16 protein-coding genes are annotated in these 15,726 nt (G+C 66.2%); 8 read left to right on the top strand and 8 right to left on the bottom strand.

Going from position 1 to position 15,726, the window contains the following annotated elements:
* Nucleotides 1-25: 25 nt before the first annotated feature.
* Nucleotides 26-523: a transcription elongation factor GreB gene (gene greB / locus ACIPK7_RS16925; RefSeq protein ID WP_017517009.1), complete on the top strand. Its 498-nt coding sequence runs from the start codon at nt 26-28 to the stop codon at nt 521-523.
* Between the two features lie 47 nt (nt 524-570).
* Here the strand turns inward: greB and ACIPK7_RS16920 are convergent, their stop codons facing one another.
* Nucleotides 571-891 (bottom strand): hypothetical protein, encoded by a 321-nt coding sequence (locus ACIPK7_RS16920; RefSeq protein ID WP_192432847.1) that lies wholly within the window; start codon nt 889-891, stop codon nt 571-573.
* 181 nt (nt 892-1,072) lie between these two features.
* On the opposite strand from ACIPK7_RS16920, the gene thpR reads away from it, so the two are divergent.
* Nucleotides 1,073-1,591 (top strand): RNA 2',3'-cyclic phosphodiesterase, encoded by a 519-nt coding sequence (thpR, locus tag ACIPK7_RS16915; protein ID WP_401089053.1) that lies wholly within the window; start codon nt 1,073-1,075, stop codon nt 1,589-1,591.
* Here the strand turns inward: thpR and ACIPK7_RS16910 are convergent.
* Nucleotides 1,577-2,476 (bottom strand): LysR family transcriptional regulator, encoded by a 900-nt coding sequence (locus ACIPK7_RS16910; protein WP_192432845.1) that lies wholly within the window; start codon nt 2,474-2,476, stop codon nt 1,577-1,579. The genes thpR and ACIPK7_RS16910 overlap by 15 nt on opposite strands.
* Before the next feature lie 93 nt (nt 2,477-2,569).
* Here ACIPK7_RS16910 and ACIPK7_RS16905 point away from each other — a divergent pair, with 93 nt between their 5' ends.
* A complete protein-coding gene (locus ACIPK7_RS16905; RefSeq protein WP_192432844.1) occupies nt 2,570-3,598 on the top strand; it encodes a YeiH family protein in 1,029 nt (342 codons plus the stop codon).
* 93 nt (nt 3,599-3,691) lie between these two features.
* Here the strand turns inward: ACIPK7_RS16905 and ACIPK7_RS16900 are convergent, their stop codons facing one another.
* Both ACIPK7_RS16900 and ACIPK7_RS16895 read right to left on the bottom strand, forming a co-directional pair.
* Nucleotides 3,692-4,126 carry a DoxX family protein gene (locus ACIPK7_RS16900; protein ID WP_017517576.1) on the bottom strand — a complete coding sequence of 145 codons (435 nt, stop codon included), beginning with the start codon at nt 4,124-4,126 and terminating at the stop codon, nt 3,692-3,694.
* 142 nt (nt 4,127-4,268) lie between these two features.
* On the bottom strand, nt 4,269-5,693 hold the full coding sequence (locus tag ACIPK7_RS16895) for a transglycosylase SLT domain-containing protein (protein WP_192432843.1): 1,425 nt from the start codon (nt 5,691-5,693) through the stop codon (nt 4,269-4,271).
* 224 nt (nt 5,694-5,917) lie between these two features.
* On the opposite strand from ACIPK7_RS16895, the gene ACIPK7_RS16890 reads away from it, so the two are divergent.
* The 5 genes from ACIPK7_RS16890 (at nt 5,918) to ACIPK7_RS16870 (ending at nt 10,977) form a co-directional block, all read left to right on the top strand.
* Nucleotides 5,918-6,718: a TatD family hydrolase gene (locus ACIPK7_RS16890; protein ID WP_192432842.1), complete on the top strand. Its 801-nt coding sequence runs from the start codon at nt 5,918-5,920 to the stop codon at nt 6,716-6,718.
* A gap of 136 nt (nt 6,719-6,854) precedes the next feature.
* Nucleotides 6,855-8,333 carry a methyl-accepting chemotaxis protein gene (locus ACIPK7_RS16885; protein WP_401089050.1) on the top strand — a complete coding sequence of 493 codons (1,479 nt, stop codon included), beginning with the start codon at nt 6,855-6,857 and terminating at the stop codon, nt 8,331-8,333.
* A gap of 115 nt (nt 8,334-8,448) precedes the next feature.
* Nucleotides 8,449-8,808 carry an Mpo1-like protein gene (locus ACIPK7_RS16880; RefSeq protein ID WP_192432840.1) on the top strand — a complete coding sequence of 120 codons (360 nt, stop codon included), beginning with the start codon at nt 8,449-8,451 and terminating at the stop codon, nt 8,806-8,808.
* A 187-nt stretch (nt 8,809-8,995) separates the two neighbouring features.
* Nucleotides 8,996-9,400 carry a molybdopterin-dependent oxidoreductase gene (locus ACIPK7_RS16875; protein WP_318652882.1) on the top strand — a complete coding sequence of 135 codons (405 nt, stop codon included), beginning with the start codon at nt 8,996-8,998 and terminating at the stop codon, nt 9,398-9,400.
* Nucleotides 9,400-10,977, top strand: a complete 1,578-nt coding sequence (locus tag ACIPK7_RS16870; protein ID WP_401089382.1) for a diguanylate cyclase — start codon at nt 9,400-9,402, stop codon at nt 10,975-10,977. The genes ACIPK7_RS16875 and ACIPK7_RS16870 overlap by 1 nt, the downstream gene beginning before the upstream one ends.
* A gap of 26 nt (nt 10,978-11,003) precedes the next feature.
* On the opposite strand, the gene ACIPK7_RS16865 is transcribed toward ACIPK7_RS16870, so the two are convergent.
* The 4 genes from ACIPK7_RS16865 to ACIPK7_RS16850 all read right to left on the bottom strand — a co-directional run bounded on the left by ACIPK7_RS16865 (nt 11,004) and on the right by ACIPK7_RS16850 (nt 15,720).
* The gene (locus ACIPK7_RS16865; protein WP_192432837.1) at nt 11,004-11,804 is read right to left on the bottom strand and encodes an acyl-CoA thioesterase II; all 801 of its coding nucleotides are present in this window, start codon (nt 11,802-11,804) and stop codon (nt 11,004-11,006) included.
* 111 nt (nt 11,805-11,915) lie between these two features.
* Nucleotides 11,916-12,686 (bottom strand): CHAD domain-containing protein, encoded by a 771-nt coding sequence (locus ACIPK7_RS16860; protein WP_401089048.1) that lies wholly within the window; start codon nt 12,684-12,686, stop codon nt 11,916-11,918.
* Between the two features lie 68 nt (nt 12,687-12,754).
* Nucleotides 12,755-14,770, bottom strand: a complete 2,016-nt coding sequence (locus ACIPK7_RS16855) for a DUF3488 and DUF4129 domain-containing transglutaminase family protein (RefSeq protein WP_401089046.1) — start codon at nt 14,768-14,770, stop codon at nt 12,755-12,757.
* Nucleotides 14,767-15,720: a DUF58 domain-containing protein gene (locus ACIPK7_RS16850; RefSeq protein ID WP_401089044.1), complete on the bottom strand. Its 954-nt coding sequence runs from the start codon at nt 15,718-15,720 to the stop codon at nt 14,767-14,769. The genes ACIPK7_RS16855 and ACIPK7_RS16850 overlap by 4 nt, the downstream gene beginning before the upstream one ends.
* Nucleotides 15,721-15,726 lie beyond the last annotated feature (6 nt).

Genomic DNA, 15,726 nt, shown 5'->3' with positions numbered 1-15,726 from the left:
GATCACTCTCGCCGCACTGGATGTCATGAGCCGCTATCGTCCGCCCCGCCCTGCCGGTACCCCGCTGATCACTCCCGAAGGCGAAGCGCGCCTGCGCGCCGAACTGCATGAACTGTGGAACGTGCGTCGGCCACAGGTGACCCAGTCAGTCAGCGAGGCCGCCGCGCAAGGCGACCGCTCGGAGAACGCCGAATACACCTACGGCAAGAAGATGCTGCGCGAGATAGACAGCCGCGTGCGCTTCCTGCGCAAGCGCCTGGAGAACTGCAAAGTGGTCAGCGAGCGCCCAGCGGATCCGAACAAGGTCTACTTCGGCGCCTGGGTCACCCTGGAAGACGAGGATGGCGAACAGGCCCGCTACCGCATCGTCGGCCCGGACGAGCTGGACCTGCGCAACAACCACATCAGCATCGACTCGCCCCTGGCCCGAGCCCTCGTGGGCAAGGAGCTCGACGCCGAGGTGATGGTGCGCAGCCCATCGGGTGAGAAGATGTGGTTCGTGGTGGAAATCGAGTATCCCTGAACGCCAGATTTTCCCCTGTAGGAGCGAGCTTGCTCGCTCCTACAACGTCAAAGCGGCTGCGGGCGCCGGGTAATCAGCCCCTGACGAGCCACGCGGGTGAGTTCGTGAACCGCCGATTCCAATTGCTCGGCCACCGGCGACTGCACCACCGCGAAGTCGAAACTGTCGGACGGGAAGCGCGCGAGATCGGCAAAGGTTTCGGCGAACTGGATCAGGAAGGTGCGCGAGCCGTTCCAGCGCTTGGGCCAGCCATCGAGGTAACGGACGAGTGTGGGCTGGTGATTGCCGCCCAGGAGAATCTTCGGATTGCGGCGCAGCAGGCCAGTGGTGATCGGGGCCAGGCGCACATGCGGGTTGGGACAGGTCATGGTGTCACGTCTCCGCCTCAGGGGTCCTGCTGGACGCGGCGAGAGGCACACCGAACCAGCGCTTTAGCGGTATTTCGATGTCAGCCATCGCTGCATCCGCGCCCCGCAAGTTGCTACTTAAATCGGCGCTGTGCGGCATCCTAGAGAAGCCCCGGCAAAGCTGTCAAGGAGACTTCAGTCGATGACCACACCCCCCATGCGGCTGTTCTTCGCCCTGCCCTGCCCGGCGGAACTGGCGGCGCGCATCTGCGCCTGGCGTGACAGCCTGCAGCACGACGGCCAGCCCGTAGCCCAGGCCAACCTGCACCTGACCCTGGCCTTTCTCGGCTCCGTGCCGCGCGGTCGCAAGACGGAATTGCGCGCCATCGGCGAACGCCTGCCGCGCCAGGGCTTCAACCTGGAACTGGACCACATCGCGCGGTGGAACAACGGCATTCTGCACCTGGCGCCGAGCAACGCACCGGCTGCCTTGCACGAACTTGTGCACGTCCTGCGCGAGGAGCTGCATGCAGGTGGATTCGAGGTCGAGCATCGCCCGTTCCATCCGCATATCACGCTCGCTCGCCATGCCCACCACACGCCGATCGTACAAGCCTCCTTTCTGCTGCCAGCCCAGGCCGTGACGCTGTTCAGCTCGGAGAACAGCCCCGCCGGCGTTCGCTACCGCGCCATCGGCGAGTGGCCGCTAGACAGCATCTGATCGCGCCGCCCAGTCCTGGGCGTAATCGAGAAAACGACGCAGGCCCGCCGTGGGGTACTTGTCGATATGCAGCGCCCGGAAGAAGGTGCGCCGCAGCGGCCCCAGCGGATTGTCCAGGCGCACCAGCTCGCCGCGCGCCAGCTCCGCCTGCACCACGCGCTGCGACAGGCAGCCGATGCCGAAACCGCTACCCACCAGATGCTTGATCGCCTCGGCGTTGCTCACCTCCAATGGCGCGTTGACACTGCCCAGGCGCGGCAGCACCTGCTCCTCGAAAGTCACCCGCGTGCCCGAGCCCGCCTCGCGCAGCACCCAGCGCGCCGCCGCCAGATCCTTCAGGCTGACACGTTCGGCCAGTGTCAGTGGATGGTCCGGCGACACCACCAGCAGCAGTTCATCCGCCATCCAGGGCGTGAGCTGGATCTGCGGATGCTGGATCGGCGCCTCGATGAAGGCCACGTCCAACCTGAACTCGGCCAGCGCCTCGATCACCCCGCCGCTATTGGCAACCTGCAGTTCCAGGCGGCTTTCGGGCAGCTCGCCGAGAAAACCGGCCATCACCTGCGGCAGCAGGTAGCCGCCGATGCTGCGACTGGCGCCGAGGCTCAACTGCACTGGCGCAGATTGGAACAGGCTCTCCAGCTCCGCGCTCTGCGCCAGCAATGCGCTGGCCTTGGGGTAGAAGGCGCGGCCATTGTCGTTCAACGCCAGTCGCTTGCCGCTGCGGTCGAACAGACGTGTGCCCAGGGTGCGCTCCAGCTCCTGCAACGCCTGGCTAGCGGCGGACTGCGACAGCGCGATGCGCGCGGCTGCCTGGGTCACGTTGCCCAGTTCGGCGATGGCAGTGAAGGTCGCCAACTGGCGAAGGGTGATGCGCGGGGCCATATCGATAAAACCGGTCAACCTAATAAGAACAATCCGTTTTTACACTAAGCAACGCGGCGGCACCATGGCTTCACCTTACACAAGGAGCCTGTAATGAACGCCCTTCGCCGCCTGCCCTACTTCGTCCCCGGCGCCCTGCTCTGCCTGGCCATCGCCTTCGGCTCCCGCCAGCTCATGGAGATCCCCGTGCTGCAGCACCTGGGGCTCGGCAGCCTGACCCTGGCGATCCTCATCGGCCTGCTGGCCGGCAACCTCGGCCTCGCCCGCTTCGGCAGCATCCGCCCCGGCATCGACCTGTCGCGCCAGCAACTGCTGCGCCTGGGTGTGGTGCTCTACGGCCTGCGCCTGACCTTCCAGGACATCGCTGCCCTCGGCCCGGCCGCGCTGATCATCGACGTGCTGATGGTCGCCAGCACCCTGACCGTCGCTTGGTGGATTGGCGAACGCTGGCTCAAGCTGCCGCGTGAAAGCGCCCTGCTGATCGGCGCCGGCAGCGCCATCTGCGGCGCGGCGGCGGTGATGGCGAGCAGCCCGGTGCTTAAAGCGCGCGCCGAGCACACCGCCGTCGCGGTGGCCACCGTTGTCCTGTTCGGCACCCTGGCGATGCTGCTGCACCCACTGATCTACGCTGCGCTGCCCAACCTGTTCGGCAGTGAGCAGGCCTTCGGCGTGTTCACCGGCTCGACCATCCACGAAGTCGCCCAAGTAGTTGCCGCCGGCCGGGCAATGGACCCGACCGCCGCCGACGCCGCGCTGATCAGCAAGATGCTGCGCGTCCTGCTGCTGGCTCCAGCCCTGTTGATCCTCGGACGTGTGGGCTGCGCCGAAGCCGCCGAGCCAGGCACGCGCCGCAAGCTGCACATTCCGGGCTTCGCCGTGTTCTTCCTGCTGGTGACCGGCCTGCGCTCGCTGGGCTGGGTGCCGGAAAGCTGGCTGGCGCCGTTGCAGCAGCTGGACGACGTGATGCTCGGCATGGCAATGGCCGCCCTGGGTCTGGCCACCCGCCTCGGCGACCTGCGCAAGGAAGGCCCCAAGCCGCTGCTGCTGGGCGCCGGGCTGTTCGTCTTCCTGCTGGTGGGCGGTGGTCTGATCAATGGCGGCGTGCAATTTCTCTTCCACTGAATCGCGCTCAACTGATTCAGGGACAAACAAAAAGGGCGGACACCTTGGGTGTCCGCCCTTTTTCGTTACCGGCTTTCTGCCAGGCCTTGGCGATCAGCTGGACAGCTTGCGGTCCAGGGAGAACGGGCCGGCGCCGCTGATCAGCAGCGCGACGCTGATCATGATCAGGGTGAAGGCGTATTCGAAGCCGTTGGCGGTGATGAAGAAGCCGTTGGCCAGGTGCACGCTGAACACGGCAACCAGCATGGCAACGATCAGCGGGATGCTCGCCAGGCGCACCAGCAGGCCAAGGACGAGGGCCAGGCCGCCAAAGAACTCGGCGCTGCCGGCCAGCGCGGCCATCAGGTAGCCAGGGGTCACGCCGAGGGATTCCAGCCAGCCCGCCATGCCTTGCAGACCCGGGCCACCAAAGGCACCGAAGAGTTTCTGCGAGCCGTGCGCCATGAAGGTCAGGCCGGTGGTGATACGCAGTACAGCGATGCCGGCGCCGGCGTTGGTGGTCAGGATGGATTTGATCAGCGAGTTCATGGTGCGTCCTTATGGAAGCTCGAGTGGGAGCGAAGGGTTGCGTAGGAAGTTGGTGACAACCGTGGTTGCTTGGCGACCAATATATCCAGTTTTTCCGATATCAAAAGCGCAAAATCGCGCTAACAACTATCGAATAAACCGATTACTTCTTGATTGCCGCCACGCTTTCACGTGGCTCGAGGCCATCACGTTCCCGCTGATATGCAAGATAGTACTTGTTGACGCTACTGACGTAATTCACAACGCCCATGCCCAGTTGCTCGGCGGCCACCCGCTCGACTTGGAAGAACCACTGATTGGGGTTCAGGCCCTGGCGCTTGGCCTCCGCTCGCAGGCTTTGCACCCGCTCCGGACCGGCGTTGTAGGCAGCAAGAACGAAGGCCATGCGGTCCCGTTCATTGATGCGCGGGCTGGAGAAGAAGCGCTTGCGCAGCATTGCCATGTAACGGCTGGCGGCCTGCACATTGCTGTCCTTCTGGTGCACGGTATCCACGCCCACGGCGCGGGCCGCTGCCGGGGTGATCTGCATCAGCCCGGTGGCGCCGCCAGCGCCGCGCGCGCTGGCATTGAGATTGGATTCCTTGAAGCCCACGGCAGCCAGCGCCAGCCAGTCGACCTTGCTCTGCTCGCCATAGCGCTGCAGGGTCGGGCGCACCGCTTCGAGGCGCTTGCGGTCAGGCACCTGCAGTGGATTACGCACTTGGTAGGCACGACGATAGAGGCGCTGGAAGGCCACGTCCTGGTCCGCCGGCGCGCGGTAGTCCTTGAGGAAGCGGTTGACGCTGGCACGCAGCATCGGCGCGTCGCGGCGCACGTACCAGGCCATCGGCTCGCTGTTGTCCAGCACCAGATGACGGTCGACGCGCAGCTTGGTGAAGACCTTGCTCCAGCGCTCGGCGATGGGTTGCTCGACCACGGTGTAGTTGAAGATACCGGCCTGGACCATCTCCAGCACATCTTCCACGGCCAGGGACGAATCGGTCCACTCCAGCACCAGCGGCGCCATCCGCTTCTGTGCCAGGCGCTCGTTGACCTTGCGCACGGCCTCGCCAGCGGCGCTGCCCGCCGGGAGGGTGATGGTGCGGCCGGCGAGCTGCTCCAGGCGCACGAACTTGCGGTTGCCCTGCTTGGTTACCAGCACCAGCGGTACGTCGGCCTTCCACGGGAGGCTGGGACTGACGTTCTGGCCGTCACGGGCCAGCAGGACTTCCCCAGGCGCGACCAGATCGCCTTCGCCGCGCTGCAGCGCGCCGAGCAATTGATCCTTGGCCTTGGGAATGAATTTGATGGTGAGCGGCTTGCGCCCCGGGGCGCTGTCGTTCAGGTACTGCTCGAAGGCGCGCAGGCGGCGGTACTCGATGCCGATGGGTTCGCCCTTGATTTCGCCGGAGCTGTTGCGACTCTGGTTGACCAGAACCCGCAGGGTGCCGCCGGAGCGGATGGTGGCCAGGTCGCGGGCGTCGCTGCTTTCCTGCTCCCAGTTTTCCGGCTGGGCCGTCAGGCGCGCGGCCGCCGGCAGTGGCGTCAGGGCCACGAGGCACAGCAGTAGCAGCAACAGTCGGGTCATCCAGCTCTCCGGGGGCTCGCACTCGGCGGTGGGCCGATTTGAGTGCGGTTTCGACCGGTAGTTCCCGGTCGCCAAGGGCGCGCAAGACTCTCACAGGAGGGGATAAACACCAACCCGAAACTTCCGATAGATCTTCGGAATACTCCTCAACCTGTTGTTTTTGAAGAATTTTCGTCAAAAAAGCGGCTTTTGCTATGCTCCGCTTCCGAACAAAGGGAACAAAAATGCAACTGATCGACATCGGCGTCAACCTCACCCACCCTAGCTTCACCCCGGAACGTGAAGCGGTCCTCGCCCGTGCGGTGGAAGCGGGCGTCGTGCAGATGGTGCTGACCGGAACCAGCCTGGACGACAGCGAACAGGCCCTGGAGCTGTGCCGGCAACTGGACAAAGAACAGCGTCTTTACTGCACTGCCGGTGTCCACCCACACGAAGCCAGCCACTGGGACAGCGGCAGCGCCAAGGATCTTCGCGGCCTGCTCGCCGAGTACCGGGTCAAGGCGGTCGGCGAATGCGGGCTGGACTTCAATCGCGACTTTTCGCCGCGCCCGCAGCAGGAGAAAGCTTTCGAAGAACAGTTGGGCCTCGCCGTGGAGCTGCAGTTGCCGGTGTTCATCCACGAGCGCGACGCCGGCGAACGCCTGCTGGCGATCCTCAAGGACTTCCGCGACAAGCTGCCGGCTGCCGTGGTGCATTGCTTCACCGGCGAGCGCCGCACACTTTACTCGTACCTCGACCTCGACCTGCACATCGGCATCACCGGCTGGATCTGCGACGAACGCCGGGGAACCCACCTACAGGAATTGGTGCGGGAAATTCCCGAAGGCAGGCTGATGCTGGAAAGCGACGCGCCTTATCTATTGCCGCGCACCCTGCGGCCGAAGCCAAAAAATGGCCGCAACCAGCCGGCCTACCTGCCCGAAGTGCTGACCTGCGTGGCCGAGCACCGGGGCGAGAGCGCAGAGCGGGTTGCGGCCCATACGACCGAGTGCGCACGGCGCTTCTTTGACCTGCCGGAGATTTGAACCGGCTCTCAAGATTGCCCTTCGTCGGCCGATAAGTCGGGAGCGAAAGGTGGCTTGATTCCCATCAATAGCCACTTTCATCCTTTTCACGACAATAATGGCGCCTCGCCACTATTCGACCGACAAGAAGAGATTTATGGCCGCCTGGATCCGCGATATTTCCCTCAAGTACAAGTTCTGGGCCGTCAACGCGGTCGCCTTCGTCACCACTTTGCTTCTGGTCATGTTCGCCATGCACCAGGAGCTCGATGGACGCAACCAGCAGGCACGCCAGGGTGCCGAAGCCCAGGCCCAGTTGCTGAAGAACTGGCCGGCAGGCTCGGCACTGCCGACCTCGCCGAACCTCGTCGCCTTTGCCAGCGGCAGCGCGCCGCAGATCACTGGCATCGACAGCTCCGCCCTCGCCCGTGCCAATGGGTGGGTTGACCTGCAGGGGGCGCAGACCCGCAATGGCACCCTGGCAGGCGCCTACGTGCAGGACATCGGCAACGGCCAGCGCGTCGCGGTGCTCGCACCCGGCGCCGACTTCTGGAGCGTCTTCGAGGATCGCGCCCTGCCCTTCGCCGGCGCCGTGCTGGTGTTGATGCTGGCCCTGCTGGCCGCCTCCCAGTTGCTGATCCGCTTCATCCTCACCCACCTGCTGACCCTGCGCGATGTGATGCTCCATGTCGAGAAGAGCGGCGACCTGTCCGCCCGCGTGCCGCTGGAAAGCCGCGACGAAGTCGGCCAGATGGCAACCGCCTTCAACGCCATGCAGGCCGGCTACCAGCGCGTGGTCGGCACCGTCGCCCAGGCCGCCGGGCGCCTCGACGAAGGTGCGCGCAGCCTCGCCAGCAGCATGGGCCAGGTGCGCCAGGGCATGCTTGGCCAGCAGAGCGAGACCGACCAGGCCGCGACCGCCATCAACGAGATGTCCACCACGGTCCACCACATTGCCCAGCACGCCGCCGATACTCGCGACCAGTCGCAGGAAGCGGACCGCCTCGCCGGCAACGGCCAGCAAGTCGTCGGCCGCGTTGGCCAGTCCATTGCCGGCTTGTCCCAGGGCGTGCAGCAGACCGCCGAGATGATTCAGCAACTGGCCCAGGACAGCCACAAGATCAGCAGCGTGGTCAGCGTCATCCACGGCATCGCCGAACAGACCAACCTGCTCGCCCTCAACGCCGCCATCGAGGCCGCCCGCGCCGGCGAGATGGGCCGTGGCTTCGCCGTGGTCGCCGATGAAGTGCGCAACCTCGCCAAACGCGTGCAGGACTCCACCGACGAGATCACCCAGATGATCAACGCGCTGCAGTCCGGCACCCGCGACGCCGTGGAGTTCATGCAGGAAAGTTCGATCAAGGCCGACGGTTGCGTCGAGGAGGCCCGTGAGGCCGGCGAAGCGCTGGCGGCTATCGCCTCGGCCGTGGCGCTGATGCGCGAGAGCAACACGCAGATCGCCGTGGCCGCCGAGCAACAGAGCCAGGTGGCCGAGGAAATGACCCGCTCGGTCGTGGGCATCCGCGACGTCACTGAGCATACCGTGCAGCAAACCGTCGATTCGGCCGGTACCAGCCACCAACTGGCGGACCTCGCCGGCGAACTCAGTCGCGCCATCCGCCAGTTGCGCCTGTAATCCCTATCGCCCGCATAGCCTGCGCCCATTGGCGCAGGCTCCGGGGCAGCACCTAGACTGCTGGCATTCCGCCCGCCTGCGCACAGGCGGGCTTCTCAGTCTCGGGAGCAGCACCATGGGCAAACGTCACCCCAACCTCCTCGCCTGGCAGTGGCAGGGCTACGCCGCCAACCACCGCAACCCGACCAACCTCGCGCTGCACATCATCGCCGTGCCGCTGTTCATCCTCGGCGCCCTGACGCTGCTCAGCGGGCTGTTCGGCCTGAGCCTGACGGCGATACTGCTGGGCGTGATCGGCATGGTCGCCTCGCTGGCCATCCAGGGCCGCGGGCACAAGCTCGAGGAGCAGGCGCCCGAGCCCTTCAGCGACCGCACGGACGCCATCGGTCGGCTATTGGTCGAGCAGTTCGTCACCTTCCCGCGCTTCGTCCTGAGCGGCAAATGGTGGCGCGCCTGGCGCAATCGCGACCACTGAGCCGGCCATAACAGCAGGGCGCGGCATTTCGGCCATTCAAGTACCTGCCAGGTTCGCCGATATAATCGTCGAGATTTCGTCACGAGCTGTTGAGATGTCGGCTTTTCGTCATTTTATTGGCATTCTAGTCTGCCTGTTTATTGTCATGCATGCGCACTCGGCCCCTGAACCGGCGGCAGGGCGCACCGTGCTGACTATCGCAGTGAAGGACCAGCCGCAGCTCCAGCGCCATTACAGCCTGCGCGACCTCGAAGCGCTGCCGCAGACCGAGCGGCGCTCCACGCTTCCTGAAGAAACCCAGGTCTACGGCTGGCAGGGCGTGCGCCTGAGCACCCTGCTCGCCAGCTTCGGACGTGCCGATGTCCAGCGCCTGCGAGTCGAGGCATTGAACGACTATTCCGCACTGATTCCTCTGAGCGACCTCGACGACTTTGACCCCATCCTCGCCTACCGTCGCGACGGCCAAGCCATCGGCATCGCCGAGCGCGGCCCGCTGTTCGTCATCTATCCGATGGTCGATCACCCGGAGTTGCGGACCCAGGTCTACTTCAACCGCACCGTCTGGCAGGTTAGCCGCATTACCCTGGAGTGATCGCCGTGCCCCCGCAGCCATCCAGGCGGCGCTATCGCCGCCTGACCGTCATCATACTCAGCGGCCTGATCGGCGCGCTGACCGCCGGCGCCGGCGCGGCGTTGCTGATGGTGCACCAGCACGTCCGCCAGTTGGCCCATCCCGACGCCCACAGCGAGCTGTGGCAGGCTTACCAGTTGCGCGCCGAACTGGAACGCTCGTTGAACAGCGCCCGCCAGGTGCTCGCCGGAAAGAGTGACAGCGATGCCCTGGCAATCCGCGTCGAAGTGCTCGCCAGCCTCCTGCCGCCGCTGCGCACCACCCCCGTCTACAACTACCTCGTCGTGCCGCGTCCGGAAGTACAGGCAACGCTGGAGACGATCCAGCAGCTGAGCGAGGCCTGGCTCCAGCGCGCCCCCTGGGGCCAGCCGGCTGCGGCGAAGGTGCTGGCCGGCGAGATGCTGCGCGAACTGCCGCCCCTGCTCGAACCCACTCATGAACTGATGGTGGTCACCAACATCGCGCTGACCAACTACATGGACGCCGAACGACTCGACCTGCAGCGCGCCTTCAACCTGCTGGCCTGGGTGCTCTTCGGCCTCGGCCTGTGCAGCGTGCTGCTGGCCCTGCGGGTGATCGCCAACTCGCGGCGCAAGCTGCAGCTCACCCAGCGCCTGCACGACCTCAACCAGTCGCTTGAGCAACGCGTCGAACAGCGCACCCAGGAGCTGAGCGAGCGCAAGGCACTGCTGCGCTACATCCTCGACACCAGCCCCAGCGATGTGGCGCTGCTCAGTGACGAAGACTCCCGCGCGCACTATGTCAGCCCCCGCCTGCTGCAGCGCACCGGGATCCACCCGGACGAACCCTTCACCCTGCACCGCCTGTTCGATGACCCGGACGAGGAAGCGCGCTTCCGCCAGTCGCTGGCCGACAATGGCCAGTTGGACAGCTGGGAAACCCGGCTGGCGGGCAACCCCGCTTACTGGGCGATCGTCTGGGCGCGCAAGATGGAAGTAGAGGGCCGTCCCGCCTCGCTGGTGTGGAGCTTCGACATCAACCAGCGCAAGGCCATGGAACAGGAGCTGCGCCTGCTCGCCACCACCGACCCGCTGACCGGCCTGCAGAACCGCCATGCCTTCGTCAAACGCGGCGTCGCCCTGCTCAAGAGCGCGCAGCGCTATGACCGCCAGTGCGCGGCGCTGATGCTGGACATCGACTTCTTCAAGCCGATCAACGACAGCCACGGCCACGCCTTCGGTGATGCGGTGCTGCAGGCCGTAGCCAAGGAGCTGACGCAAGGGTTGCGCGAAGTCGACCTGCTCGGCCGCCTGGGTGGCGAGGAGTTCGCCGCGATCCTCCCGGAAACCGACCTGCAGCAGGCGCTGCAAGTCGCCGAGCGAGTACGCAACAGCGTGCAGGCGCTGTCCTTCACCAGCGAGGACGGCAGCCGCGTGCGCCTGACCCTGAGCATTGGCGTGGCCGCACGCCGCGAAGGTGAACTGCGCCTGGAAGACCTGCTGGCCCGCGCCGACCGCGCGCTCTACCGGGCCAAGGCCGGCGGGCGCAATCGTACCGAGACTGCGCCCGGCCTCTAGCTGAAGGCTCTTTAGCTGAAGAGCGACTAGCCGAAGATGGTCACCGTTTGCCGGCCGATCGCCAGGAGCTGGCCATCCGCCGACCAGGTCTGCGCCGCAATATGGCCGTAGCCATCGCGGGCATGCTCGATGGTCGCCAGGTACTGGCACCAACCATTGGCCGGCATCGACGGCAGCGGCTGGACGAACTCCACGGTCCAGGTCAGCGAACTGGAGGGCGCCGGCGATTTCAAGTGCGGCAGGTTGGCCGGCGGCCAGGCGTCGATCAGCGCCAGCAGGTGGCTGATCTCCATCGGTTCGTCACCCACGTCATCACCACGGAAACGCATCCAGCCGCCCATCTCGCGCTCGCGACTGGCCGAGAACGGCATGTGCCCGACGGCCCAGCGCATGGCGATGTTCTGGGTGAAGGCCGGCATGATCTTGCGGATGTAGGGCAGCTCCTGGCAGTCCTCGATGGCCTTGAACGCCGGCGGCGGCAGGCCCTCCATCTGCACGCTGGATTCGCGCGCCACACCGAAGCTGCCCTGAGCCAGCAGCACCACCTGGCCGTTCTGCACGGCGCGGCAGAATACCTGGCTGACCGACTTGCCCTCGCGCAGCACTTCGGCCTCGAAGCTCACCGGCACTTCCACCTCGATGGGGCCGACGAAGGTGATCGCCAGCGAACGCACCGGCCGCCCGGCCTCGGCCACCGATGCCATGGACTCGTAGGCCAGCGCCGCCACCAACCCGCCGAAACTGGCGCGGCCCTGGGCCCAGGCTGCGGGAATGACGATGGACAACGGCGCAGTACGCACCGCCCGGAGCATTTCGCTGAAGGACATGTCGGACTTCCCTGAGACGTCTGGAGAATAAAAGCTGGATGCGATCTTAGGGGCATCGGCAACCACGGCAAACCATCCAAAGCCTTGTCTCTTGCAGGAAATGCCCTGTTATCAATGGCCTCTATGCAGGGCCTTCTCCAAGGTCCCCAGGCTCTCATCGGCAAGACGCTCGGCGAGGTCGTGGCGGGCGTTCCAGTGCGGTTGCAGCGGCATCAGGTCCAGCTCGCGCTCGCTGCGGATCAGCCACTGCTCGTAGTCATGCCAGTCGCCCAATGCCGATTGCGCTTCCTTCAGCGGCGCCAGAAGGCGCTGCGGCACGGCGGATTCCTCTGGATAGGCCTCCAGTGAATAGCGCACACGCTTGATCAGCAGGCGCAGGCGATGGCGGTCATGGGCCGGGTCTTTCAGCGCATCACGCAGCTTCTGCCATTCCTTGGCTAGGCGTTTTTCCACCTTGCGGTGCAGGCCCTTGAGCACGCCGTGACGCTGGGAGGTGCGCCACAGCTGCGGCCAGCCGTCCAGGCGCATCATCAGGCGCTCCCACTGCGGGCTGGCGAGCAGCGTGGCGTAGCCAGAGATCAACGCAGGCCGGCGCAGCGCGGCGGCACGTTCGTAGCCTTCGGCCTCCAGCACCGGCAGCAACACCTCCAGATCGCGCAGCGGCCCACTGAGCCGGCCCATATCGCCCAGCGCCTGTTCCAGTTCGTCGATACCGGGCATGCCACGCACCGGGTGCAGCAGGCTGCGCAACCGGCGGACGGCAATGCGCAGGTCGTGCAACGCTTCCGGGTCGGACCCGGCCTTCAGGCGGGAAGACGCGGAGAACAGCGCAACCTCCTGCTCGATCAGGTGACTTACCAGGTAATCGCAGAAGGAGGTCACGGCGGGCTCCACTCAGAGGATGAAATATCAGGTTAGCCCCGGCCGACGCAGCGGCAAGGGGCGCAGTGTCACGTTCCTTTTCCGCGGGACAGCCGCAGGCGCCAGGGCAGCTCGCGGCGCAGGCATGCCAGGTGCCCGCGCAGCTCGGCTGGCGACGCAGCCGCGCCGCCGTAACGCTGCTTCTCGAAGGCATCCAGGTAGCTGCGGATTGCCTGTGCGTGGGCCGGCAAGACCTTGATGGCGCGGCGACAGAAATCCCGCGCGCCCTCGCCCGGTTCGCGGCGTATGCCCAGCGGCGCGAGCATCTGCTCGAAGCGATGAAAGCTACGTAGCTGGACATCGGAGGTATGCCGCCAGGGCTTGAACAACACCAGTGCCAGCAATCCCAGCAACAACGCGCCGCCGCCGATCAGCAGGGCGCCAATCCATTGCTGGTCGAGTCCGCCGAACCAGCGTTTGAGCATGTCGCCCTGCTGCTCGGCCTGGTAGCCCAGCACCCAGCGTTGCCAGCCATAGTTGGCGTCGTCCCACGCCATGCGCAGCTGGTTGAGCAGCGCGAAATGGCGGTAGCGCAGGGGCGAAAACGGATCGGACTCCAGGAAGCTGCCTTCCTGGCTCAGCGCCGCCTCCAGCCCCTGCTCGATGCGTTCGGGCGCCACGGCGCCCGTCGGGTCGACCCGCGTCCAGCCCCGCCCCGCCTGCCAGTACTCGACCCAGGCATGGGCGTCGAACTGGCGGATCACCAGGTAGTTGCCCGAGGTACTCGCCTCGCCGCCCTGGTAGCCGGTGACCACGCGGGCCGGAATACCGGCAGCGCGCAGGACGAAGGTCATGGCGCCGGCGTAGTGCTCGCAGAAGCCGGCGCGGGTGTCGAAGAGAAAGCCGTCGATGCGTTCCGGGCCGGCATCCGGCGGCCGGAGTGTGTAGCGGAACGGCTGCTCGCGCAGATGCTGGAGCATCGCCTGCACCAGCGCTGCCGGCTGCGGGTAGCGTTCGCGCAGTTGCTGCGCCCAGGCGCGGGCCCGTGGGTTGCCGCCCTGTGGCATGGCAAGGTTGATCCGTTGCGCGCGGGCGGCGTCATCCGGCTCCAACTGTGCGTCCGGCCAGGAGGTGGCACGGTACATCAGCCCCTGGCGCACCGGCAGGCGTCGCTCCAGGTGGAAGTCGCTCATCATTCGCGCATCGCCCAGGCTGGTCTGCGCCACGTCGAGGGCGAACAGCCAGGGCCGGCCGTTGGGCTCCATGATCACCTGGTACTGCAACGGCTGGCCCCGCTGCTGCCATTGCGGCGGACGATCGCCACGCTGGAACGCGGTACTCCAGCGCACACCGTCGAAGCGCTCCAGGGTCAGCGCCCGCCAGTACAGCTGCGAACGCGGCGGCGGCTGACCGTCAAAACTCACCCGGAAAGCCAACGCGGGTGACTGGCTCAACTCGACCATGTCTCCTGGCGCCATGCTGTCGCTCAGCCCGGTCATGGCCTGGTCGCCCGGCATCGGCAGCGACCACAGCGGCCCCATCCGCGGGAACAGCAGGAACATCAGCAGCATCAGCGGCAGCGCCTGCAACAGCAGGCCGCCGGCCAGGCGCAGGGTCGGCATCGGGCGCGCGGCGAAGCTGCTCTGCTGCAGGCCGATGGCCGCCGCCAACAGGGCCAGCACCGGCAGCAGGCTGAATGCGGCAGCGATGATGTCGTCCTGGAACAGGTAGCTGGTGGTCACGGCGAAGAATCCCAGCAGGATCAGCACCCAGGCGTCGCGGCGGGTCTTGAGCTCCACCAGCTTGACCACGAAGGCGGCGATCAGCAGCACCACGCCAGCATCCAGCCCGATCACCGAGCCACGGGAGAACCACACTCCTACCCCGGCCGCCGCCACCAGCGCCAGCTTGGCGACGCCGCTGGGGTAGTTGGTGCGCATGCGGAACACCTGGATGCGCCAGGCCGCACAGCCCAGCCAAATCGCGACGATCCACAGTGGCAGGTGCTCCAGGTGCGGGATGATCACCACCGCCTGGGCTACCAGCAGCCAGGTGAGCGCGACCCGTGGAATCGGTTGGGTGGAAGCGGCGGCAGCGCTGCTCATCGCTTCGTCCCGTGCAGCGCCAGGGCGCGAAGGCAGGCATCGCGATGGGTATCGTCCAGGCCGACCGCCAGTTGCGCATCCGGCAAGCGCAGACCGAAGGGTTGCTGGCGCAGCGACAGCTGCAGAACCCAGAAACACAGGCGTGAAAGGCGCCCCTCGGTGTCGCCGCCCAGGCTGTTGAACTCCAGCCAGACGTTGCGCCCCGCCAGCGCCGAGAAGTCCTTCACCAGCAGGCCCTGGCCGCGCGAATAGGCCTTCCAGTGCAGACGCCGGCGCGAGTCGCCCGGCTGGTAGGGCCGCAGCCCCTGGTAATCGTCGACTCCGCGGCCGCTGGGACGCACACCCTCTTCGTCATTCTCTGCTGGCCCGCCTTCGAGCGGCAGATCGCCGGGCTGCGGATGCGGGTAGACCAGTACCGACTGGTCCAGGTCCACCCAGCTCCAGGCCACCAGCAGCCCCAGCGGGAATCGGCTTTCCACGCGCAGGCGACCGGGACGCAGCCAGCCGCGTCGCTGCGCCGTCATCGTCAGCAGCACTTCTTCGGCCTGCTCTGCCGTGACATCGGCGAACTGCATGCGCTCGGTTTCCCAGCCCAGGCCGATGGCCTGTCGGGCCCGCCCCTCGCCCTCCAGGCGCACGCGGAAAGCTGCCTGTTCGCCAACGAACACCGGCTGCGCGCCGAGCGCCGTCAGACGCAGGCCGCCGAGGTTCCGGTAGGTGTGCAGGATGGCGACGATGAACAGCGACAACAGCAGGAAGGTCAGGCCGTACGCCAGGCTGTTCTGGTAATTGATTGCCGTGAGCAGCATCAGCAGCAGGGCGACGCCGAACGCCATGCCCTGCCGCGTAGGGATGATGAAGATGCGTCGCTGGTTGAGCTGCAGCGACGGCGCAGGCGGTATGCGCCGGGCTATCCAGCTCTGCCACAGCGGCCTGACCCTGACGAGCATGGCAAG

Origin of the sequence: Pseudomonas sp. NPDC086581, assembly GCF_044746165.1 — a bacterium.
Lineage (GTDB): Bacteria > Pseudomonadota > Gammaproteobacteria > Pseudomonadales > Pseudomonadaceae > Pseudomonas.
Note: the sequence above shows the minus strand (reverse complement) of the source record. Positions and strands in the feature narration are given on the sequence as shown.